General features: G+C 61.8%; 20 protein-coding genes and 1 tRNA gene. 13 read left to right on the forward strand and 8 right to left on the reverse strand.

Annotated features, from left to right (window positions below; all coding sequences use genetic code 11):
• Window positions 1-2 precede the first annotated feature (2 nt).
• Window positions 3-695 carry an ectoine/hydroxyectoine ABC transporter permease subunit EhuD gene (ehuD, locus tag ACE4RL_RS14050; protein ID WP_375597737.1) on the forward strand — a complete coding sequence of 231 codons (693 nt, stop codon included), beginning with the start codon at window positions 3-5 and terminating at the stop codon, window positions 693-695.
• Window positions 692-1,471 carry an ectoine/hydroxyectoine ABC transporter ATP-binding protein EhuA gene (gene ehuA / locus ACE4RL_RS14055; RefSeq protein ID WP_375597738.1) on the forward strand — a complete coding sequence of 260 codons (780 nt, stop codon included), beginning with the start codon at window positions 692-694 and terminating at the stop codon, window positions 1,469-1,471. The genes ehuD and ehuA overlap by 4 nt, the downstream gene beginning before the upstream one ends.
• A 21-nt stretch (window positions 1,472-1,492) precedes the next feature.
• On the opposite strand, the gene ACE4RL_RS14060 is transcribed toward ehuA, so the two are convergent.
• Entirely contained in the window at window positions 1,493-2,047 is a 555-nt protein-coding gene (locus ACE4RL_RS14060; protein WP_375597739.1) for a LuxR C-terminal-related transcriptional regulator, read from the reverse strand.
• An 82-nt stretch (window positions 2,048-2,129) separates the two neighbouring features.
• On the opposite strand from ACE4RL_RS14060, the gene ACE4RL_RS14065 reads away from it, so the two are divergent.
• From ACE4RL_RS14065 to ACE4RL_RS14080, 4 genes are all read left to right on the forward strand, one after another.
• Entirely contained in the window at window positions 2,130-2,843 is a 714-nt protein-coding gene (locus ACE4RL_RS14065; protein ID WP_375597740.1) for a CoA transferase subunit A, read from the forward strand.
• Window positions 2,843-3,499 carry a 3-oxoacid CoA-transferase subunit B gene (locus tag ACE4RL_RS14070; RefSeq protein ID WP_375597741.1) on the forward strand — a complete coding sequence of 219 codons (657 nt, stop codon included), beginning with the start codon at window positions 2,843-2,845 and terminating at the stop codon, window positions 3,497-3,499. The genes ACE4RL_RS14065 and ACE4RL_RS14070 overlap by 1 nt, the downstream gene beginning before the upstream one ends.
• Window positions 3,496-4,668, forward strand: coding sequence for an acetyl-CoA C-acetyltransferase (locus ACE4RL_RS14075; protein ID WP_375597742.1), 1,173 nt, complete (start codon window positions 3,496-3,498; stop codon window positions 4,666-4,668). The genes ACE4RL_RS14070 and ACE4RL_RS14075 overlap by 4 nt, the downstream gene beginning before the upstream one ends.
• A 301-nt stretch (window positions 4,669-4,969) precedes the next feature.
• Window positions 4,970-5,701, forward strand: a complete 732-nt coding sequence (locus ACE4RL_RS14080; protein WP_375597743.1) for a hypothetical protein — start codon at window positions 4,970-4,972, stop codon at window positions 5,699-5,701.
• Window positions 5,702-5,854: 153 nt separating this feature from the next.
• Here ACE4RL_RS14080 and ACE4RL_RS14085 read toward each other — a convergent pair.
• Window positions 5,855-5,944: transfer RNA gene (locus ACE4RL_RS14085), tRNA-Ser, on the reverse strand.
• A gap of 209 nt (window positions 5,945-6,153) precedes the next feature.
• Between ACE4RL_RS14085 and ACE4RL_RS14090 the strand changes: the two genes are divergently transcribed.
• Window positions 6,154-6,723 (forward strand): DUF2147 domain-containing protein, encoded by a 570-nt coding sequence (locus ACE4RL_RS14090; protein WP_375597744.1) that lies wholly within the window; start codon window positions 6,154-6,156, stop codon window positions 6,721-6,723.
• Window positions 6,724-6,726: 3 nt separating this feature from the next.
• On the opposite strand, the gene ACE4RL_RS14095 is transcribed toward ACE4RL_RS14090, so the two are convergent.
• On the reverse strand, window positions 6,727-7,167 hold the full coding sequence (locus ACE4RL_RS14095; protein WP_375597745.1) for a glyoxalase superfamily protein: 441 nt from the start codon (window positions 7,165-7,167) through the stop codon (window positions 6,727-6,729).
• A gap of 282 nt (window positions 7,168-7,449) precedes the next feature.
• Between ACE4RL_RS14095 and ACE4RL_RS14100 the strand changes: the two genes are divergently transcribed.
• Window positions 7,450-8,217, forward strand: a complete 768-nt coding sequence (locus ACE4RL_RS14100; protein WP_375597746.1) for a sulfite exporter TauE/SafE family protein — start codon at window positions 7,450-7,452, stop codon at window positions 8,215-8,217.
• A gap of 9 nt (window positions 8,218-8,226) precedes the next feature.
• Here the strand turns inward: ACE4RL_RS14100 and ACE4RL_RS14105 are convergent, their stop codons facing one another.
• Together ACE4RL_RS14105 and ACE4RL_RS14110 are read right to left on the reverse strand one after the other, a co-directional pair.
• On the reverse strand, window positions 8,227-10,320 hold the full coding sequence (locus ACE4RL_RS14105; RefSeq protein WP_375597747.1) for a molybdopterin-dependent oxidoreductase: 2,094 nt from the start codon (window positions 10,318-10,320) through the stop codon (window positions 8,227-8,229).
• Between the two features lie 93 nt (window positions 10,321-10,413).
• Entirely contained in the window at window positions 10,414-11,031 is a 618-nt protein-coding gene (locus tag ACE4RL_RS14110) for a hypothetical protein (RefSeq protein WP_375597748.1), read from the reverse strand.
• A gap of 461 nt (window positions 11,032-11,492) precedes the next feature.
• Here ACE4RL_RS14110 and ACE4RL_RS14115 point away from each other — a divergent pair, with 461 nt between their 5' ends.
• Window positions 11,493-12,497 (forward strand): MFS transporter, encoded by a 1,005-nt coding sequence (locus ACE4RL_RS14115; RefSeq protein WP_375597749.1) that lies wholly within the window; start codon window positions 11,493-11,495, stop codon window positions 12,495-12,497.
• A gap of 27 nt (window positions 12,498-12,524) precedes the next feature.
• The gene (locus tag ACE4RL_RS14120) at window positions 12,525-12,710 is read left to right on the forward strand and encodes a hypothetical protein (RefSeq protein ID WP_375597750.1); all 186 of its coding nucleotides are present in this window, start codon (window positions 12,525-12,527) and stop codon (window positions 12,708-12,710) included.
• Here the strand turns inward: ACE4RL_RS14120 and ACE4RL_RS14125 are convergent.
• The 3 genes from ACE4RL_RS14125 to ACE4RL_RS14135 form a co-directional block, all read right to left on the reverse strand.
• Entirely contained in the window at window positions 12,707-14,662 is a 1,956-nt protein-coding gene (locus ACE4RL_RS14125; RefSeq protein WP_375597751.1) for a DEAD/DEAH box helicase, read from the reverse strand. The genes ACE4RL_RS14120 and ACE4RL_RS14125 overlap by 4 nt on opposite strands.
• A gap of 288 nt (window positions 14,663-14,950) precedes the next feature.
• The gene (gene ndk, locus ACE4RL_RS14130) at window positions 14,951-15,373 is read right to left on the reverse strand and encodes a nucleoside-diphosphate kinase (protein ID WP_375597752.1); all 423 of its coding nucleotides are present in this window, start codon (window positions 15,371-15,373) and stop codon (window positions 14,951-14,953) included.
• A gap of 87 nt (window positions 15,374-15,460) precedes the next feature.
• Complete coding sequence (locus ACE4RL_RS14135; protein WP_375597753.1) at window positions 15,461-15,667, reverse strand: hypothetical protein; 207 nt, start codon at window positions 15,665-15,667, stop codon at window positions 15,461-15,463.
• 321 nt (window positions 15,668-15,988) lie between these two features.
• On the opposite strand from ACE4RL_RS14135, the gene ACE4RL_RS14140 reads away from it, so the two are divergent.
• The 3 genes from ACE4RL_RS14140 to ACE4RL_RS14150 all read left to right on the forward strand — a co-directional run bounded on the left by ACE4RL_RS14140 (window position 15,989) and on the right by ACE4RL_RS14150 (window position 19,665).
• Window positions 15,989-17,863: an ABC-F family ATP-binding cassette domain-containing protein gene (locus ACE4RL_RS14140; protein ID WP_375597754.1), complete on the forward strand. Its 1,875-nt coding sequence runs from the start codon at window positions 15,989-15,991 to the stop codon at window positions 17,861-17,863.
• A gap of 111 nt (window positions 17,864-17,974) precedes the next feature.
• Window positions 17,975-18,781 carry a DUF4344 domain-containing metallopeptidase gene (locus ACE4RL_RS14145; RefSeq protein WP_375597755.1) on the forward strand — a complete coding sequence of 269 codons (807 nt, stop codon included), beginning with the start codon at window positions 17,975-17,977 and terminating at the stop codon, window positions 18,779-18,781.
• Between the two features lie 44 nt (window positions 18,782-18,825).
• A complete protein-coding gene (locus tag ACE4RL_RS14150) occupies window positions 18,826-19,665 on the forward strand; it encodes a DUF4344 domain-containing metallopeptidase (RefSeq protein WP_375597756.1) in 840 nt (279 codons plus the stop codon).
• The last annotated feature ends 9 nt before the right edge of the window (window positions 19,666-19,674 follow it).

Raw genomic sequence — 19,674 nt, forward strand, 5'->3', positions numbered from 1 at the left:
ATATGCTCTTTGGAATTGAATGGGACACGTCCTCGGGCTGGGCATTTGCCGTTTCGATACTGCCCATCCTGCTGATCGGCATGTGGGTGACCATCCAGGCCACCGTACTGGGCTTCTTCATCGCGCTCGTCGTAGGGCTCGTCTGGGCAGCACTCAAAGCCGCCCCGCTCAAGATCATCTCCTGGCCTGCCGCGGTGGTCACCGAGTTCTTGCGTGACACGCCGCTGTTGATCCAGTTGTTCTTTCTTTATTACGTGTTGCCCGAATTCGGGATTACCCTACCCGCTTTCATGACAGGCGCGCTGGCCCTTGGCCTGCAATATTCGGCCTATACCTCGGAAGTTTATCGCGCCGGCATCGAGGCCGTGGCCAAGGGCCAGCACGAGGCAGCACGCGCTCTCAACCTTTCGGGCACTCGCACCTTTACCCACATCGTCCTGCCCCAAGCCGTGCCGCGCATTGTTCCGGCAATGGGCAACTATCTGGTGTCGATCATGAAGGATGTGCCGTTGCTGTCAGTGGTAACGGTGCTGGAAATGCTCAACGTGGCCCGCATCATCGGCGACAGGACATTCAACTATCTGATTCCGCTTTCGTTGGTCGGCGCAATCTATCTCATCATGACTCTGGTGGCCTCGAGTGGCGTGCGCCTGCTCGACAACTGGCTGCCCAAGCAGGGGATTCCCTTGAAATGACCGAAGAACCGATCATCAAATTTGACAAGGTGGTGAAGCGCTTCGGCGATCTGACGGTGCTCAACGAGCTCGATTTCGAGGTCAAGAAGGGCGAAAAAGTCTCGATCATCGGCCCGTCCGGGTCAGGCAAATCGACCGTGCTGCGCATTCTGATGACGCTCGAAGATATCAATGGCGGCGTGGTGACGGTGGGCGGCGAGCCGCTGTGGCACGAAAAGGCGCCGGACGGCAGCCTCAAGCCGGCCAGCGAAGCGCATCTGCACAAGATGCGCGCCCAGCTTGGCATGGTGTTCCAGCAGTTCAACCTGTTCCCGCACATGACCGTGCTGCGCAATATCACCGAAGCGCCTGTCAGGGTGCTCGGCATGTCCAAGAAGGACGCCAAGGACCGGGCTGAAGAACTGCTCGACCTGGTAGGTCTGGCGGACCAGGCACAGAAATATCCGCACCAGCTTTCCGGTGGCCAGCAGCAGCGCGTCGGCATCGCCCGGGCCCTGGCCATGCGCCCCAATATCCTGCTGTTCGATGAGCCGACCTCGGCGCTCGATCCCGAACTGGTGGGCGAAGTGCTCAACGTGATCGGCAAGCTGGCCGAGGAACATGACCTCACCATGCTGCTGGTCACGCATGAGATGCGCTTTGCCCGCGAAGTCTCGGACCGCGTCTGCTTCTTCGACCAGGGCCGCATCCGCGAGGAAGGCGCGCCCGAAGACCTTTTCACCGACCCCAATGAAGAGCGCACCCGCGAGTTCCTGCAGGCGGTGCTGGACACCTGATCGGCAATGAACGGTACAATCTCAGCCTGTTGGCTGCGACAGAAACCAGGCAACCAGCTCCGCCGAATTGCTGACGCCCACTGACCGCGCCAGACGGAGCCGGTGGGCCTCGACTGTGCGCCTGGAGAGCCCGACTTCCTCGGCAATGGCAGCGTTGGTCTTGCCTTGGGCGACAAGGGTCAAGATCTGCCTTTGCCGTCCGGTCAGCTTGAGAGTGGTTTCGGTCACCGGGCGGATCATTGGTTCAAAGCAGTAGAGCGCTGCCGCAAACGGGTCCTGAGCGTCACGCGAACGCCCATTGACCCGGCACCAGAAGCGCTGCCCGCCCGCCCCGGCCATGATGCGCTCGTCGTAATAGACCGCGCCTCCGGGCAGATGGTGGCGCCACATTTCACCCGTGCGAACGAAGTCGGCAATCGCCGGATAGAGCCTTGAGAAGCTGGTCTCGGCCAGTTCTTCGCGCCGATAGCCGAACAGGTCTGCAAACTCGGTGTTGCAGTCGCGGATGATGCGATGGGCTGCATAGACCATTGGCACCGGGATGTCGGCTAAGGCGAAGCGAAGCTCTGCGATCATGTGGTAGAAATACGACTAACCGGCCAGGCATCGCAAGTCCTAGCGTTTGGGCAACAAACCCGAAACGGGAGGAGGACTGCCCATGCGAAAGCTTCGCTCTAATGCGGCCGAGGCGCTGGCCGATGTACTGGCCGACGGCATGACCATCATGTCCGGAGGCTTCGGCCTCTGTGGCATTCCGGAAGCCTTGATCGAAGGGATCGAAGCATCCGGCGCTAACGGTCTTACCGTCATTTCCAACAATGCCGGCGTCGATGGCATCGGCCTGGGGCGCTTGCTGGCCACCCGTCAAATCAAGAAAATGATCTCGTCCTATGTGGGCGAGAACAAGCTGTTTGCCGAGCAATATCTGTCCGGCGAACTGGAACTGGAATTCAACCCTCAGGGCACTTTGGCCGAGCGCATACGCGCCGGGGGCGCAGGCATTCCGGCCTTCTTCACCAAGACCGGGGTGGGCACTCTGATTGCGGAGGGCAAGGAAGTCCGGCGCTTCGGCGAGGATGACTATGTGATGGAAACCGGGCTGGTCGCCGACGTGTCCATCGTTCATGCCTGGAAAGGCGACCACGAAGGCAATCTCGTCTACCGGATGACGGCGCGGAACTTCAATCCGATGATGGCGACGGCCGGCAAGGTGACCATTGCCGAGGTCGAGGAGCTCGTGGACACCGGAAGCTTCGATCCCGACCATATTCACACGCCGGGCATATTCGTCGACCGCATCGTGCATGTGCCCAATCCGAAAAAGCATATCGAGCAGCGCACCGTGCGGCAGCGCGATGAGGAGATGGCATAATGGCCTGGACCCGCGACCAGATGGCGGCCCGCGCCGCCCGCGAACTTCAAGACGGTTTTTACGTCAATCTGGGCATCGGCATTCCGACGCTGGTGGCCAACTACATTCCCGCCGGCATGGATGTGCGCCTGCAATCCGAGAACGGCATGCTGGGCATGGGCCCCTTCCCCTATGCGGGTGAAGAAGATGCTGACCTGATCAATGCAGGCAAGCAGACCATCACCGCCCTGCCCGAGACGAGCTTCTTTTCTAGCGCCGACAGCTTTGGCATGATCCGCGGCGGCCATGTCGACCTGTCGATTCTGGGCGCCATGCAGGTCTCCGAGGCCGGTGACCTCGCCAATTGGATGATCCCGGGCAAGATGGTCAAGGGCATGGGTGGCGCCATGGATTTGGTGGCGGGCGTCAAGCGCGTGGTCGTGGTGATGGAGCACGAGGCCAAGGGCCAGGCCAAGCTGCTCACCGAATGCACCCTTCCCCTGACCGGGAAGCGGGTAGCCGATCTTGTCATCACCGATCTGGGTGTCTTTTCTATCGCGCGACGGGGAGAAGTGGACATGCGCCTGATCGAGCTGGCCGATGGCGTGAGCGTTGAAGAGATCCGGTCCAAGACCGAAGCGCGGTTCACCGTTGCGCTCGAGGAACAGGCGGCATGAGCAATATCGTCATTGTCGGCGCTGCCCGCACGCCAGTCGGCAGTTTTCTGGGTCCTTTGAGCACGGTACCGGCTCACGAGCTTGGCGCGGTCGCCATCACGGCAGCCCTCAAGCGCGCAGGCGTGTCTCCCGAAGAGATCAACGAGGTGATTCTGGGCCAGGTGCTCACGGCCGGCGCGGGTCAAAACCCAGCCCGGCAGGCCGCGGTAAAAGCTGACATTCCAAAATCGGCCACCGCGTTTGGCATCAATCAGGTCTGCGGCTCAGGCCTCAGGGCGGTCGCCCTGGGCATGCAGCAGATCATGAGCGGCGACGCCGATATCATCGTGGCGGGCGGCCAGGAGTCGATGTCCCTCTCCCCCCACTGCCAGAGCCTGCGTGGCGGAGCCAAGATGGGCAATGTCAGCCTGGTCGACACCATGGTCAATGACGGCCTGCTCGATGCCTTTGGTGGGTATCACATGGGTATCACGGCCGAAAACGTGGCCAGGCAGTTCGGTATTTCGCGGGCGCAGCAGGACGCGTTTGCTCTCGCCAGCCAGCACAAGGCTGCCGCAGCTCAGGCCGCTGGTCACTTTAGGGACGAGATCGCCCCGGTCAGCATCGAGACGCGCAAGGGCACCACGATCATTGACGCCGACGACCATTTGCGCCCCGATACCAATGCCGAGGGCTTGGCCAAGCTTCGCCCGGCCTTCGACAAGGATGGCTCCGTCACTGCCGGCAATGCCTCGGGTCTCAACGATGGCGCAGCAGCGCTGGTGCTGATGCGGGAAGACGAGGCCTCACGTCGTGGCCTTACCCCCCTTGCCCGCATTGCCAGCTGGGCGACGGCCGGAGTTGATCCTTCGGTCATGGGCACGGGCCCCATTCCCGCATCCCAAAAGGCGTTGGAAAAGGCCGGCTGGTCCATCGCCGAGCTCGACCGCGTGGAGGCCAACGAGGCTTTCGCGGCTCAGGCCTGCGCGGTTAATGCCGGCATGGGCTGGAACCCGCACATCGTCAATGTCAGCGGCGGCGCCATCGCGCTAGGCCACCCCATCGGCGCCTCGGGCGCCCGCATTCTGGTAACGCTGCTGCACGACATGACGCGCAACGGTCTGAAGCGAGGCCTCGCCACGCTCTGCATCGGCGGCGGCATGGGCGTCGCCCTCTGTGTCGAGCGCTAGCAGCTTTTCGTGAATCGGCACGCCGAGGGGGCGTGCCGATTGCGACTGTCATCCATCGCACTAAAGCATATCCAGTAACCGCACGTCGCGACGGTACCCGTAACGGGCGACCAGCGTATGCGCCGGCACGCGCGGACGCCCGAAACCGCCATGAAAAATTGTGCTGCTAGCAGGATGTCAGGAAAGTGGCAGAGAGGAAGCCTGCCTGTTCGGCTAAGCTCCTGAAATATAGAGCGCCCTGCCCTTGCTATTCCGTATTTGCCCCATTTTCGTTGCCTAGGTTGTAGCATCGGACTCGCACATGGCGCGGAACAAGCTGAATGAAACCAAGATCAAGGCGCTGGTCGCACCCGGCATCTACCTAGGTCGCAATAGGTACCGTCGCCAGATGGAGCCGTCACACCCACCCCTTTCGGGCCACCAACCCGGTCCACCCCCGCGCCGCCGACACCACCGAAAACTGGCGCGGGCGATTTTTTTGTCTTCAATAGATGCTACACTTCGAAGCCTCTATGAGGACAAAACAATGCAACTGGATTGGACGACTGTTGATCTTAGGCGCGTCAGTGGAAATAAAATCGAAGGCATCGAAGATGTTCGGTATCTCAAAGAGAGATACGTATACGTAATTGAGACTCCAAAATCATTAGCCATTCGGTATGACAAGGGGATATCGAACGTCTGCTATATCGGCAGACAAGGATACCGCTCCAATGGTGATCGGCTCCACGCACATGCCAAAAACTGGATCAGCAAGTTTCTTATACTGAGCCAGGGCGACGAACCGTTCCGTCTGCACTACTGTCATCCACGGCGGAAGAATTTCTTCGATGCCTATGCTGACATTGAGGCCCTTCTAATCCGAGAGTTCGCTGACGAGTTTGGCAGAGCACCGATCTTCAATAAGCGCTCTGAAAGAGAGCGTGGGACCTACGAAGTCAACTTCAACGCATCATTTCGGGAACCGCGCCCATTGACGGGCGCATACGCCATTGATGCTCGGAAGAACGTAGAGCCGGACATTTTGGAGTAGAGGCGCCACATTTAGGCCTCCCCGCTCCGACGATTCACCAGCGCCCAAGCAGCCTGCGCCATACAAGACATTCAATCACAACACTTGTCGGGATTGATCGACGTTATGGCAACCGGCGAAAAACTGGAAAAAAGCCAATAAAATCAAGAATAATGGCGGAGAGGAAGGGATTCGAACCCTCGAGACAGTTGCCCATCTGCACCCTTAGCAGGGGTGTGCCTTCGACCACTCGGCCACCTCTCCAGCGGGGTCGGGTCTAGCGGCCCTATGGTAGGATGGCAAGTGGTTTTTGTCCGGGGCACGACAAGGACTTGCTCTCTGTGGATGTTGGGGAACCCGCCTGCCGTAATTTGGTTGGTATGTGCAGCCATTCATGGCTCTAATCGGGGCGATGGCGGAGACGGTTTCTGGATCGATTCCATGGCCGGGACACCAACAAGGGGCAAACGTGGATGAAGTGGAAGAGCGGCAATCGACGCCATCTGATGCGGCTGGTGCTTGCGCTGGCGGCCGCAATGGCCGGAGCGGCAAGCGCTGCGGCCCAGGCCCCGATTGAAGGCGTCTGGCGCACGGCGCTGCTGTCGGAAGTTTCGATCTCGGCTTGTCCGGAGGGCTTTTGTGGCCAGTTGTCCCGCATAGTGGTGCCCGAGGGCATGCTGAGCGGGGCTGAAGCTGAGGCGGCGGCAGCCATGGCGCCCGAAGAGTTCTTTGACTATCGCAACGAAGATCCGACGCTGCGCGACCGGCCCATGCTGGGCCTGCAGATCCTGACGCTGTGGCAGGGTAATCAGCCCTATCGCTATGACGGGGAAATCTATAACCCCGAGGACGGCAAGACATATTCGGGCTATCTCGAAATGATCGGGCCGGACACGGTGCGGCTCAATGGCTGTGTGCTCTTTAACGTGGTTTGCCGCGGCGAAGAGTGGACGCGGGTGCCTGCCGAAGAGCTCGAGGCGCGCGCCGCAACTGAGGCGGAGGCGGAGGCCGAGACGGCGGATGCCGCCGCCCCGGCACAGTAGTCGCTATTCACGCATCAACCGCATTTGCGGCTGGCCATTGCCGCGCAGGGCAGGCGACACACCTCGAATGTCGACAGTGGAGACAACGCGCTGCCGGTAAGCGGCGAACATGAAGTCCGGCGTGACATTGACCGGCTCGTCGAACTGGACGGTGACGGTATAGGCCTGCATGTGGTGGACGAGTTGCACGCCGATCAGCAGGCCCTTGAAGGGCTGTTCGAGATAGAAGCCCTTGACGCGCATGCCGACCTGGAAAGGCACGGCGACACGCTCTGGCAAGGCCGCGCGGGCAGTGTTCCAGTCGCGATAGCCATGGGCACGCGCGATCTCTTCCAGAGCGGCGCTGTGGGTGATCGGCTGGCCGGCGCGGGCACGGGTTTCGCGCAGGGCCTTGGCCTCGGATTTGAGGGTTTGGGCGGACGGGGTATCGAGGGAAAACGACATGGTTCGGGCTCTCCGGATGGGAGGCGACAATTCACATGGGAGCCCGCATTGCCATGACGCGCCTTGGGAGAAAACCGAAGGGATCATCGTTTAGAGCTGGACTTCACCATGGATCGTGCGATCCGCGGGCGGCAGGCGCCAGCAACCGGAGGGGTAAATGCGCCCGGGGCGTCCGCAAGTCAAGGGCCGGATCAAATGGCGTGATGGGGCGATCAGACAATTGCGTTGGGCGGATCAGCATTTGGACGCTAGGAGAGCAGGACAGGGTCCCGGAGTACCAAGATGAACGAAATTCTGCTGCTCGTGGCAGGTCTGCTTGGTGGCGCGGTTAATTCGCTGGCCGGCGGCGGCTCGTTCATCGTCTTTCCCGCGCTGCTGTTTGCTGGTGTTCCCCCAGTCCTGGCCAATGCCTCAAACACCTATGCTGCCCTGCCCGGCTATGTGAGCGGCACCGTCGGCTATTGGAGCGCGATGCAGGCGCACAAGGACAAGCTCGTCACCTATGGACTTGTTGCCGCTCTCTTCGGCTATGTCGGTGCGGAACTGCTGCTGGTGGTGTCGGACGAATTGTTCTCGCTGGTGGTACCCTGGCTGATGGCCTTTGCCGTGACCCTGTTCGTGTTCGGAAACCGGATCAATGCTGCGCTGCGGGCGGGTGGCGGCCAAAAGCGCGGCATGAAAGCCCTGGGAGCCGTGCTGATCCTGTCCCTGCTGGCTGCTGTCTGCGTCTATGGCGGGTTCTTCAATGCGGGCCTCGGCATTTTGCTTCTGGCCTTCCTTGCCCTGGCGGGAATGACAGACATCCACGCCATGAACGGGCTGAAACTCTATATCTCGTCCATTGTAGCGCTGGTGGCGGTGGTGCGGTTTGCTTTCAACGGTAGCATCGACTGGTACCACGGCTCGATCGCGCTGGTGGGCGTGACCATCGGCGGCTATGCAGCGGCGCGGCTGGCGCAGTACATCCCGGCACTGTGGATCCGCATGAGCGTGATCGTCTATGGCATCGGAATGACCGGGTATTTCTTCTGGACGACCTATTTCGCCTGACGGGGACGTCTAGTCCGCAAGCCTGATCCACACCGCAGCATCGTGAAACGGCGCGCCGCCAAAGGGCGGGGCCGGCTCTGCGCTGGTCAGCATATTGATGCCCCGCCCGCCGCGATGGGCCTTGTTGCGATGCAAACCTTCGGCGATCAGCACGCCGGTGCGCAACCCGTCAAACAGGCGCGCGGTCAACTGCACCAAACCGCGATGATTGCCGACCACAACCGATGCGCCATCCGCGATGCCGAGCCGGGATGCGTCCTCGGGGTGAATGAAGACGCTCGGCTCGCCCTCGCGCTTGAGACTGCCAGGGGTCTGGTTGAAGGATGAATTGAGGAAGGCGCGCGCCGGGCTGGTGGCCAGCTTGAACGGGTGCGCGGCGTCGGTGGCTTCTGTGATCGCCCAGTGATCGGCAAAGCGCGGCATGATGGCCGGGTCGCAGACCCAGCGATAGCCCTTCTTGTCCGAGACGGCCTGCCAATCGGGCGCGAAACGAAAGCGCCCATCGGGCCAGGCAAAACCATTGGCGAAACGGGCTTCGTCGTCGGGCCGGCCGCGATCGATGTAGCCGGTCTTTTCCACCTCTTCGAGCGCCGGATAGTCAGAGCGTGCAAAGGTGTGCGCCACCACTTCGCGATCGGTGGAGCGGAAGATCGGATCATCGCTGCCCAGACGCAAGGCGATGGCGTTGATGACCTCGTGATTGGAGCGCGCCTCGCCCGGCGCATCGACCACGGCGGGTCCATAGAGCACGCGGGTGTGGCCGCCACGGGTGTAGTAATCATTGTGCTCGAGGAACATGGTGGCGGGCAGCACGATATCGGCCAGTTCCGCCGTTTCGGTCATGAACTGCTCGTGGACCACGAGGAACAGGTCGTCGCGCCGCAATCCTTGCTGCACCAAAGCCTGGTCAGGCGCCACACTGGCCGGATTGGTGTTCTGCACGATCATGGCGTGCACCGGCGCGCCCCCCTGCAGCGCCTTCTTGTCGCCGGTGAGGATCGGGCCAATCTCGGACATGTCGAGCAGGCGCGGCGTGCCCTGTTGCAGGTGCTTGCCGGTGAGACGTGACTTGTCCAGGCCCCATGTCCCAGAATTGGAGTGGAAGGCACCGCCGCCGCGATGCTTCCAGGCGCCGGTCATGGCCGGGATGCAGAGCGCCGCATGCATGGCGGTCGAGCCATTGCGCTGGCGCGAAAAGCCAAAGCCGAGCCGGAAAAAGCTGCGCGGCGTCTTGCCGACGAGATGGGCGAAAGCTTCGATTTCCGCGACGGTCAGACCGGTGATGTCGGCCGCCCATTCCGGCGTGCGGGTTGCAAGATGGGCTTCGAATTCAGGCGAGAAATCGGTGAACCGGTCCATGTAGTCCCGATCGGCCAGACCATCACGCAGCAACACATGCATGGTGGCAACGGCCAGCGCACCATCGGTGCCAGGCCTGAGGACCAGCCCCAAATCGGCCTGGTCCATGGTGGCATTGCGGTAGATGTCGATCACCACCACCTTGGCGCCGCGTGTCTTGCGGGCCTTCATAGCGTGGGTCATCACGTTGACCTGGGTATGCACGGCATTGGTGCCCCAGATGACGACGCAATCGGCCTCGGCCATCTGCTCGGGATTGACGCCACCAAGCAGGCCCGTGCCGGCGATATAGCCGGGCCAGGCCAAGCCGGTGCAGATCGTGTCATATTGATGCGAATAGCCGCGCAATGCGCGCAGCCGTTCGATGCCGTCGCGGTGCACATGGCCCATGGTGCCGGCATAGAAATAGGGCCAGACGGCCTCAGGCCCATACTGTTCCTCGATAGCAAGGAAACGTGAGGCAATTTCGTCCAGCGCCTCGTCCCAGGAGATGCGTTGCCACTGCCCTGCCCCCTTGGGCCCGACACGGCGCCGGGGATGGGTCAGGCGTTCGGGGTGGTGGATGCGCTCGGCATAGCGGGCGACCTTTTCGCAGATCACCCCAGCGGTATAGGGATCGTCCTTGGCGCCGCGGACGCGACCGACGGCGCCATCGGCGAGGATGTCTACATCGAGCGCGCAGACCGAGGGACAGTCATGCGGGCAGACGGAGCGAATGGTGCGCTGGGCAATGGGGGCGTTCATGGCACAAGGTTAGTCTTCCCCCTGCCCTGCGACAATCGCATTGTGGTGATGGGAGGGATCAGGGGCTGTGATGGCTCGCCCCTGCTCCCAGGATCAGGTTGCGAAAGCCTTGGCCGCGGTTTCGGAATTGCGGCGCGCGCGGGTGGCCGCATGCTTGGCCAGTTGGGCTGCGCCGGCGTGAAACTGCGAAAAGGTGATGCGGCCAGAGGTGCCGGTGATGGTGATACCGCGCCAATTGGGGCGCACCTGGCGCACCTCGGACCAATCCAGCTTCGTCTCGCGCCCCATGGCATTGCGATGGGTCACCTGCCGATGATCCCAGCGGGTCTTTGTGAAGAGCCCGGCAAAGCCGATCCCGAGCGATCCGCCAGCCAGCAGCACGACTGCCAGATAGGTTGCCAACAATTGGGTAGTGTCTGCCACATGCCCCATGATGATCACGGCAAAGAGCAGGATGGCTGCCAGGGCTGCGGCGCCGTAGCAGGCGAAATATTCCACCATGGACGGCCGCAACTCGGCCCAGCCACCATCCACCGTGACCGCCTCCTCAGGTTGCAACAACCGCAGGGCCAGAAAAGCAGCATAACCAAAGGCCACCACGCCCGCCGCTCGGGACAGCGGCAGATGGTCGGTCAGAGGGACATATTTGAGGACAATGAGAAGGGTGATTGTAATCAGCGGCAAAGCCACTTCCTGCCAACGCAAAGGCACGCTGTAAGTCTCCATGTTGCGGGGCCGGCGACGCAAATTCGGCAGTTCACTTATCGCCCGAGGGTACGCAAACGAAGTGATTTGGCCATTCACATTTTCGCCATAACTGGGGCGGGACGGCCAGGATGGGCTCAGGGATTGATTCAAGAGCTTCAGAAAGTGAGTCCGCGCCCTGCCAATCTGATTCACGCTGCGCCTCCAGGGCATTGAAATAGCTCGATTAAATCTAGACCCGCCAACTAAATCCAGGCCCAAACGTGACCAGGCCAGTCTAGCAATCTCCATGCCGAAACGTGGCAGAATTGTCTCAGCCTCGCATGCAACCCCCGTCGAAAGCGATATCCCGTCGAGGGCATGTGCAGGCCAGTAAGACGTGAAAGGGCCTGACAACTCGCAATCGATTTAAATAGACAATTCCCTGCATGCCGCGATAGCTCTCTGGTCTCTTTGGGAGGAGAGTGATGCCGTCGTCTGCCCGCATGCCCGTGACCGCCCTGCTGGGCGCCAACATGTTCTTCTCCGGCGTCACTTATGCCGCCACCATGCCCTATGCCTCGCTGGTGGGCGTAGACACGCTGGGCATGTCGCCGGGCTGGTTCGCCACCATCATGGCAGTCGGGTCGGTTCTGGGGACGTTTCTGTCCCTGTTTCTGGGCTACTTGTCCGATAAGCTGCCGGATCGGCGCATCCTGGTGCTGATCGCGGCGCTGGGCGGTGTGGCTGGCCATGGGCTGATCTATCTCTGGCCCACGCAAACCGGCTTCACCATCTCCATGGCCCTCTTGATGCCAATCGGCTTCACATGCTTTTCGCAGTGTTTCGCCTATGTCCGGGTCTATTATTCAAAGCACATGCCGGGCCGGGCCGACTTCATGGTCACCGCGCTGCGTACTGTGTTCACCATTGCCTGGGTTGTAGTGCCGCCGGCGGCGGGCTGGGTAGCGGCAGAGTTCAGCATTTTCGACGTCTATCTGGCCTCATCACTGAGCAACGCCGCGATCGCCGGGATTTTCCTGGCGCTGATGAGCGACAAATCCACCCATGTGCATGTCCCGCCGCCGGTGCGGGCGGAGGGCGCGTCGCTGCTCTCGACTTTTGCCCTGCCGCTCGGTGTGCTGGCTGGTTTGGTCGGACTGATCGTGATGAGCATGGCGATGCGGATCTTGAGCTTCACCGTGCCGCTCTTCATCGTCACGGACCTTGGTGGTACTGTCACCGATGTCGGCTTTTACGCGGGTATCACTGCGCTTGCCGAAGTGCCCTGCATGCTGCTTTGGGGCTGGCTGACGACCAAGCTGACCAAGGAGACGTTGCTGGCGGCGGCCGGCCTCGTGATCGCGCTGTTTCTCGCCCTCGCCTCAGTTCTCACCGACATGACGGTCTTTTACTGGCTGCTGATCCTCAACGGACTGGGCACGGCAGCGCTGATGAGCATCAACATCTCCTATATCCAGGAGGCCATCTAAGGCCGGATTGGGCTGTCGACCTCCTTGATGGATGTGGTCGCCATCGCCGGCAATCTGCTTGGCGCGACCGCCTTTGGCGTGCTGACCTCGGGCGGGGGCTATCGCTTCGCCCTGATGGTCGGGGCCGGCGTGGCGGTCATTGGCGCGGGAATCATGTTGGGCGGCAATCCGGGGCGGCTGGGGCGGTTAAGGCCCCAGCCTGCAACCGCCTAGATTTCGCTGCGGTTCTTCTTGTGGTCCTTGGCCTTGGCGGCCTTCTTCTTGGGCGGGCGCGCTTCACCTTCGGCGGCCGGCTTTGACCATTTCGGCTTGCCCTTGTCCTTGGGAGCCGATTTTGCCGACTTAGCCGGGCGGATGGTGACGTGTTCTGCGGGCTGCTCCACGGGCCGGGTCGCCGGGCGTGTGGCTGGACGCTCTGTGGGCTGCTCGAAGTCGTCGGCCCGCAGTTTGGAAGAGCCATAGCGCTGCTTGCGGTCGGCGCGCTCGGGCCGGGCCTTCATCGGATCAAATTTTTCCGGCGGGCCGGGCGGGCGACGCTTGCCCTGCGGACGCTCGGAGCGCTCGCCCGGACCATCAACGGCGTTGATATGCACGCCCTTTTCGCCGGTGCCGTTCTTGCCCAGGGACCGCAGGAAGCCATCGACCTTGTCGGCGGCAATCTCGAAGATGCTCTCGGTATCGAAAATGCGGATCGAGCCGATGGCGGACTTGGTCACGCCGCCAGCCTTGCAGATCATCGGCAGCAGCCAGCGCGGCTCGGCGCGCTGCTTGCGGCCCAGATTGACCTTGAACCAGCTGCCGCCAACAAAGGCCTCGCGGCTGCGCGGCTCGCGCGAGCCCAAGTCATCGGGCGCCATCGCGGTCACATCCTCGGGCACCGGACGCGCTGCCAATTGCAGACGCACATAGGCGGCAGCAATCGCCTCGGGGCTGTGGCGCTCGAGCAATTGGCCGACCAGCGGCGCCTCGTCCTCGCTGGCTGCTGTGCTCAGCGTCTCGGCGGAAAGGATATGTTCGCGGTAACGCGCATCGATATCGGCGGCGCTGGGCGGGGCGATATTTTCGGCATCGACCTTGGCGGTGCGCAGTATGGAGAGCGCGACGCGCTTGCGGTGGGCTGGGGCGATGACCACGCAGGTGCCCTTGCGCCCTGCCCGGCCGGTGCGGCCCGAGCGGTGCAACAGCGTTTCGGCATTCATTGGCAGGTCGGCGTGAATGACCAGGTCGAGATTGGGCAGGTCAATGCCGCGAGCAGCAACGTCGGTGGCCACGCAGATGCGGGCGCGGCCATCGCGCATGGATTGCAGTGCGCTCGTGCGTTCGGCCTGGCTCAACTCGCCCGACAGGGTCACCACGTCAAAACCACGATTGTGGAGGCGGGCCGAGAGATGCTTCACCGCTTCGCGAGTCGAGGCAAAGACGATGGTATTGGTGCTCTCGTACCAGAGCAGTGTGTTGATGACGGCGTTCTCGCGCTCGGCAGCGGGAACAGACATCAGCTTGTAGTCGATATCGGCGTGCTGCGAGCCGGAACTGGCGGCGGTAATGCGCAAGGCATCCCGCTGGAACGTTTTGGCCAGTTCAGCGATCTGCTTGGGCACGGTGGCCGAGAACAGCAGGGTTCGGCGGTCTTCTGGCGCAGCATCAAGGATGAATTCGAGATCTTCGCGGAAACCGAGGTCGAGCATTTCATCGGCCTCGTCGAGCACAACGGCGCGCAGCGCGGAGGTATCGAGCACACCGCGGGTGATGTGGTCACGCAGGCGCCCCGGTGTACCGACGACGATATGAGCGCCACGTTCAAGCGCCCGGCGCTCAGTGCGCTGGTCCATGCCGCCAACGCCGGCGGCGGTCTGGGCGTGCATATTGGCATAAAGCCAGTCGAGCTCGCGGCGGACCTGCACCGCCAGTTCGCGGGTCGGCGCAATCACCAGCGCCAGCGGTGCGCCGGGAGGCGGCAGGATGAGGTCGTCGCCCAGCAGGGTCGGCGCGATCGCCATGCCAAAGGCGACGGTCTTGCCCGAGCCGGTCTGGGCGGAAACCAGAAGATCGCGGCCATCCGCGCTTTCTTCGATGACGGCAGCCTGTACCGGGGTGAGGCTGTCATAGCCTTTGGCCGCGAGGGCCTGGGCGATGGGGGCAATAATTGTATCGGGTAGGGACAAAGCAGTTCTTTCGGAACGGATTACACCATGCGTGCCGTGCCCCGATGCTGCGGGATGCTCCGACCGATTATTGGTGTCTAGCAATGGGGTTCCACCCTTATGGCGGAGTGACCCGGGTCGTGTTCAATGCCTTATAGCACGAACAAGCAAAAAGGCCGCCCGGCGGGCGGCCTGGAATTTGCGGTGGCGGAGACATCGGCCCGGCCCTTCGAGGGGCTCAAGGCGTTCGTCCCTCAAATCGCTCCGGTGGAGCGGCTTTACCGGCTGGCCATGGCCAGCCGTCGGCACTCACCCAACGATTTCGTCGTCGGAGAAGAAGAACTTGATTTCCTGGGCAGCGGTTTCCGGAGCGTCCGAACCGTGCACGGAGTTTTCGCCGACGGAGAGGGCAAATTCCTTGCGGATGGTGCCTTCAGCGGCGTTTTCCGGGTTGGTGGCGCCCATGATCTCGCGGTTCTTGAGGATGGCGTTTTCGCCTTCCAGGACCTGCACGACAACCGGCGAGGCAATCATCTGCTCGACCAGCTCACCAAAGAAGGGGCGATCCTTGTGGACCGCGTAGAAGCCTTCGGCCTGTTCGCGGGTCATGTGGATCTTCTTCATGGCGACGGGGCGCAGGCCGTTCTCTTCGAACTTGGCGACGATCTTGCCGATCAGGTTGCGGCGGACGGCATCGGGCTTGATGATGGAGAAGGTGCGTTCGAGCGCCATGGGGGTTGGTTCCTGCTTCATGCGTGGGAAAGGTGGCGCCTTTTAGCGGGTGAGTGTGTAAGGCGCAAGACGGCAACTTGCCGCCTTTCAGCCCCTCGCCTCAAGGCAGTCGCCCTGCCCTTCGCTCACCTCGATCACACCGTGCGCCATAACGTCGTTCTGCGGCGTGGCGGCCGTCACATCGAGGTCCACAATCGGCTCGGGCGCCTCGATCACCTGCTCGGTGCTGACGGGCACGATATTCATGGTGCAGATTTCCGCCGTGCTGATCGTCGGCAGATGAACGGCAACCATGGTTCCCCGCGGTTCCGCCAATTGCGCGGGCTCCACCGCCCAGCAGGGACTGCCATCGAATGTCGCGCGCAACAGAATCCGTTCGGCATCGATGCGGCAGGCGGATAGATGGGTGAAGCTGGCAACTTCCTGCGCCAGGGCAGCGCCGCCGCATAGGGCCGCGGGCAGCGCCGCCGCATAGGGCCGCGGCCAGCGCCAGCGGAATGGAAGCCATGGTCCTGCGCATTAGACATCTCCTCGGGCGCGCTGTATTGGCACAGCAACATTGCAAACGACTTTATGGACCGCCGATCCTGCCTATTGGGTCGGCGAGAATATGGCATGCTCAAGATCAATAACCTTACCTATCGCATTCAGGGCCGCCCTCTGTTCGAGGATGCTTCCCTGGTGCTGCCCGATGGCGCGAAGGCCGGGTTTGTAGGCAAGAATGGAACGGGCAAGACCACGCTGTTCCACCTGATCCAGGGCCACATCGGTGCCGACAGCGGGTCGACCGAGGTCAACAAGAAGGCGCGGATCGGCGCGGTGGCGCAGGAAGCGCCGGCCGGGAACGAGACGGTGCTCGAGATCGTGCTGGCCGCAGACAAGGAGCGCGCGGCGCTGCTGGCTGAGGCCGAGACGGCTACCGATCCGCACCGGATCGGCGAAATCCATATGCGCCTGGCCGATATCGACGCGCATAGCGCAGAGGCGCGTGCCTCCTCGATCCTCAAAGGTCTGGGGTTCGAGCAGGACCGGCAGAATGCGCCGACCCGCGAACTTTCGGGTGGCTGGCGCATGCGCGTTGCCCTGGCGGCGGTTCTGTTTTCCCAGCCCGACCTGCTGCTGCTGGACGAACCCACCAACTATCTCGATCTCGAAGGCACGCTGTGGCTGGAGAAATACCTCGCCACCTATCCCTACACGGTGTTTCTGATCAGCCACGACCGCGACCTCTTGAACAAGGCGGTCAATTCGATCGTGCATCTCGAGCACCGCAAGCTGACCTTCTACAAGGGCAATTACGACACGTTCGAGGAAACGCGTCGCATGCAGATGGAGCTGAACAACAAGCAGCGCGAAAAGACGCTGGACCAGATCGCCCATCTGCAGAAGTTCGTCGACCGCTTCAAGGCCAAGGCCACCAAGGCCAAACAGGCGCAGGCCCGCGTCAAGATGATCGAAAAACTGCGGCCGCCCGAGGCTATGTTCGACGAGCATGCGGCACCGTTCCAGTTTCAGCAGCCCAAGGTGGAATTACCCACCCCGATGATCACGCTGGACAAGGTGTCGACCGGCTACGGCGACAAGATCATTCTGCGCAATGTGACCCAGCGCATTGACCCGGATGCGCGTATCGCGCTGATCGGCGTCAACGGCAATGGCAAGTCGACCTTTGCCAAGCTGCTGGCGGGCGACATTCCAGTCATCGATGGCCAGCTCAAGATCAACAAGAAGCTCGATATCGCCCATTTCGCCCAGCACCAGATGGACAAGCTCAAGCCCGAGCAAACCCCGCTCGAGCATGTCACCCCGCTGATGCCACTCGACAATGAAGCCAAACGCAGGAGCCGGCTGGCGCAGATGGGGCTGACCACGAGCCGCATGGACACCAAGGCCAAGAACCTTTCGGGAGGCGAGCGCGCGCGCCTCTTGATGGGCCTCATCACATTTTCCGGCCCATCGATGATGATCCTGGACGAACCGACCAACCATCTCGACATCGATAGCCGCGATGCGCTGGTCTATGCGCTCAACGACTATCAGGGCGCCGTGCTGATCATCTCGCACGACCGCCATCTGATCGAGGCCACCTGCGACACGCTCTGGATTGCCGAAAACGGCACGATCCGTGAGCTGGACGAGGATCTCGACAGCTACCAGCGCAATATTACGTCCAACAAGGACAGCAAAGCGGGCAATGGCGCGACCAGTGTGGGAGACCGCAAGCAGTCGCGCCAGGAAGCTGCCGCCCGCCGGGCGGAATTGGCCCCGCTCAAGAAGAAGATCATCGACGCCGAAAACAAAATGAAGCGGCTCAAGACCGAGCTCGACAAGATCGAGGCCCAGCTTGCCGATCCCAAGGTTTACGACGGTCCGCCGGACAAGCTGATTGCCCTGGGCAAGGACAAGGCGCGCTACAGCGCCGATCTTGAGACCCTGGAGGAAAGCTGGCTCGAATTCAGCGCCGAGCTGGAAGAGGCCGAGCGCGCATAAGGGATCAGCAGGTCCCGTTTGCGAGTAGCGTCTTCACCATCGGGTGCCATCGGCTGTTGACGGGCGCGCGACGCTGGCATTTGCTGGGAGCCCAACTTCCCGAGGCTAGAAATGACACGTCTGTCCGCCTTGATTGTCGTGCTGATCCTGTCCTTCTGCACCCTGCCTGCTGCGGCCCAGGACCTTTCGGGCCTCTCAAAGCAGGAGCGCGCCGAAACGCTCCGCTTTGCGGTCAATAACAGCCTCTTCACCCTCTATCACGAGGTGGCACACCTGCTGATCGACAAGCTCTCCCTGCCAGTCCTTGGCAAGGAGGAGGACGCGGCGGACAATATCGCCACATGGGTATTGCTAGGGAAGAATACGCCCGAGGCCAATCAGGCCTTGGAGGACGCAGCTGATGGCTGGGTGCTGACGGGGGACCGTTACGATAACTACTTCGCAGGCGCCGACTATGCCTCGGGCTATAGCCCTGACCGGCACCGGGCCATGCAGATCATCTGCCTGATGGTCGGGGCGGATCGCACTGCCTTTCGCGGCATTGCCAATGCCTATGACATTCCTTCCGAGCGGCAGCATACCTGCCTGTTTGACTACGAGCTGGTCAGCCGCAGCCTCGAAGCGCTGCTCAAGGAGGGTCACGCCGGAACCAGGGTCAATGTGACCTATCATGATGGCGGCACGCGGTTGCGGCTGGCTGAGCGGGCGTTTCGCGGCAGTGGCATTTTCGATGACGTGGCCGAGGAACTGCGCCGGGGCTATCGGCTGGATGGGCAGGTCCGCTTTACCGCCCGGCGCTGTGGCGAATCCAACGCCTTCTATGACCCCGCGACAACCGAAATCATCTTCTGCTATGAGTTGATGCAGGATTTCATGCAGCTCCATCTCGACCAGCGCGCAGAGCGCAGCCGGGATTGACGGCGAAGTCCGGGATCGGCGGCCAGCCGCCACTGGGGGGTTCCATGAACAGATATGCAACGGCTTTGGCCGCGGTTTCCACATACGTTGCGCTTGGTGCGAGCGGTGCTGTGGGGCAGGACGATGAGAACGCAGTCCTGCGCGATGCGATGGCGTTTGCCATGCATGACGCGGCTTTCACCGTGTACCATGAAGTCGGCCACATGCTGATCGGCGAGCTGGGCCTGCCCGTGCTGGGCAAGGAAGAAGATGCGGTCGATACATTGGCAACCATCTGGCTGCTCAATGACGAGGACCAGGACTACGCCTTCAACGCTCTCATCGATGCCTCGGATGGCTGGTATTACAACGCGGTCAATTCCACCGGCTCGGGCGTCGACGAATTCTCCTACTATGCCGAACACAGCCTGGATATCCAGCGGGCCTATGCCATGGTCTGCCTGATGGTCGGCGCCAACCCCGACATTTTCGGGGAAACGGCAGACGTCTATGAGCTTGATCCGGACCAGCAGGGGAATTGCGCCTACACCTATGAACAGGCGCTGGTGTCCTGGAGCACTCTGCTTTCCGCCCATGAACTCAATGGCAATGAAAGTGCCCCGATCGAGGTGATCTACGAGGATGCGGGCGAGTACGAAGACTTTGCCGTCGCGCTCAAGGAAGACGGCATTCTGGATCGGGCCGCGAACGAAGTCACCAGCTCCTACGCCCTGCCCCAGCCCGTGACTTTCCGGGCCGCGCAGTGCGGGGAAGCCAACGCCTATTATGATCCGTCCGCCAGTGAAGTGACCTATTGCTACGAACTGGCTGCCCAGATGTTCAATCTCTACGTCTACGACATTGCCGCCTGGGGTGACAGCGGCGAGGACACCGGGCAGGAGTGAGCCGGCGCC

It is taken from the genome of Devosia polycyclovorans (assembly GCF_042181575.1).
Classification (GTDB): Bacteria; Pseudomonadota; Alphaproteobacteria; order Rhizobiales; family Devosiaceae; genus Devosia; species Devosia polycyclovorans.

Bases quoted from the DNA above. Each gene is read 5' to 3' on its own strand.
- ehuD (WP_375597737.1), top strand. From the start codon at position 3: ATGCTCTTTGGAATTGAATGGGACACGTCCTCGGGCTGGGCATTTGCC.
- ehuA (WP_375597738.1), top strand. From the start codon at position 692: ATGACCGAAGAACCGATCATCAAATTTGACAAGGTGGTGAAGCGCTTC.
- ACE4RL_RS14060 (WP_375597739.1), bottom strand. From the start codon at position 2,047: ATGATCGCAGAGCTTCGCTTCGCCTTAGCCGACATCCCGGTGCCAATG.
- ACE4RL_RS14065 (WP_375597740.1), top strand. From the start codon at position 2,130: ATGCGAAAGCTTCGCTCTAATGCGGCCGAGGCGCTGGCCGATGTACTG.
- ACE4RL_RS14070 (WP_375597741.1), top strand. From the start codon at position 2,843: ATGGCCTGGACCCGCGACCAGATGGCGGCCCGCGCCGCCCGCGAACTT.
- ACE4RL_RS14075 (WP_375597742.1), top strand. From the start codon at position 3,496: ATGAGCAATATCGTCATTGTCGGCGCTGCCCGCACGCCAGTCGGCAGT.
- ACE4RL_RS14080 (WP_375597743.1), top strand. From the start codon at position 4,970: ATGGCGCGGAACAAGCTGAATGAAACCAAGATCAAGGCGCTGGTCGCA.
- ACE4RL_RS14090 (WP_375597744.1), top strand. From the start codon at position 6,154: ATGAAGTGGAAGAGCGGCAATCGACGCCATCTGATGCGGCTGGTGCTT.
- ACE4RL_RS14095 (WP_375597745.1), bottom strand. From the start codon at position 7,167: ATGTCGTTTTCCCTCGATACCCCGTCCGCCCAAACCCTCAAATCCGAG.
- ACE4RL_RS14100 (WP_375597746.1), top strand. From the start codon at position 7,450: ATGAACGAAATTCTGCTGCTCGTGGCAGGTCTGCTTGGTGGCGCGGTT.
- ACE4RL_RS14105 (WP_375597747.1), bottom strand. From the start codon at position 10,320: ATGAACGCCCCCATTGCCCAGCGCACCATTCGCTCCGTCTGCCCGCAT.
- ACE4RL_RS14115 (WP_375597749.1), top strand. From the start codon at position 11,493: ATGCCGTCGTCTGCCCGCATGCCCGTGACCGCCCTGCTGGGCGCCAAC.
- ACE4RL_RS14120 (WP_375597750.1), top strand. From the start codon at position 12,525: ATGGATGTGGTCGCCATCGCCGGCAATCTGCTTGGCGCGACCGCCTTT.
- ndk (WP_375597752.1), bottom strand. From the start codon at position 15,373: ATGGCGCTCGAACGCACCTTCTCCATCATCAAGCCCGATGCCGTCCGC.
- ACE4RL_RS14135 (WP_375597753.1), bottom strand. From the start codon at position 15,667: ATGGTTGCCGTTCATCTGCCGACGATCAGCACGGCGGAAATCTGCACC.
- ACE4RL_RS14140 (WP_375597754.1), top strand. From the start codon at position 15,989: ATGCTCAAGATCAATAACCTTACCTATCGCATTCAGGGCCGCCCTCTG.
- ACE4RL_RS14145 (WP_375597755.1), top strand. From the start codon at position 17,975: ATGACACGTCTGTCCGCCTTGATTGTCGTGCTGATCCTGTCCTTCTGC.
- ACE4RL_RS14150 (WP_375597756.1), top strand. From the start codon at position 18,826: ATGAACAGATATGCAACGGCTTTGGCCGCGGTTTCCACATACGTTGCG.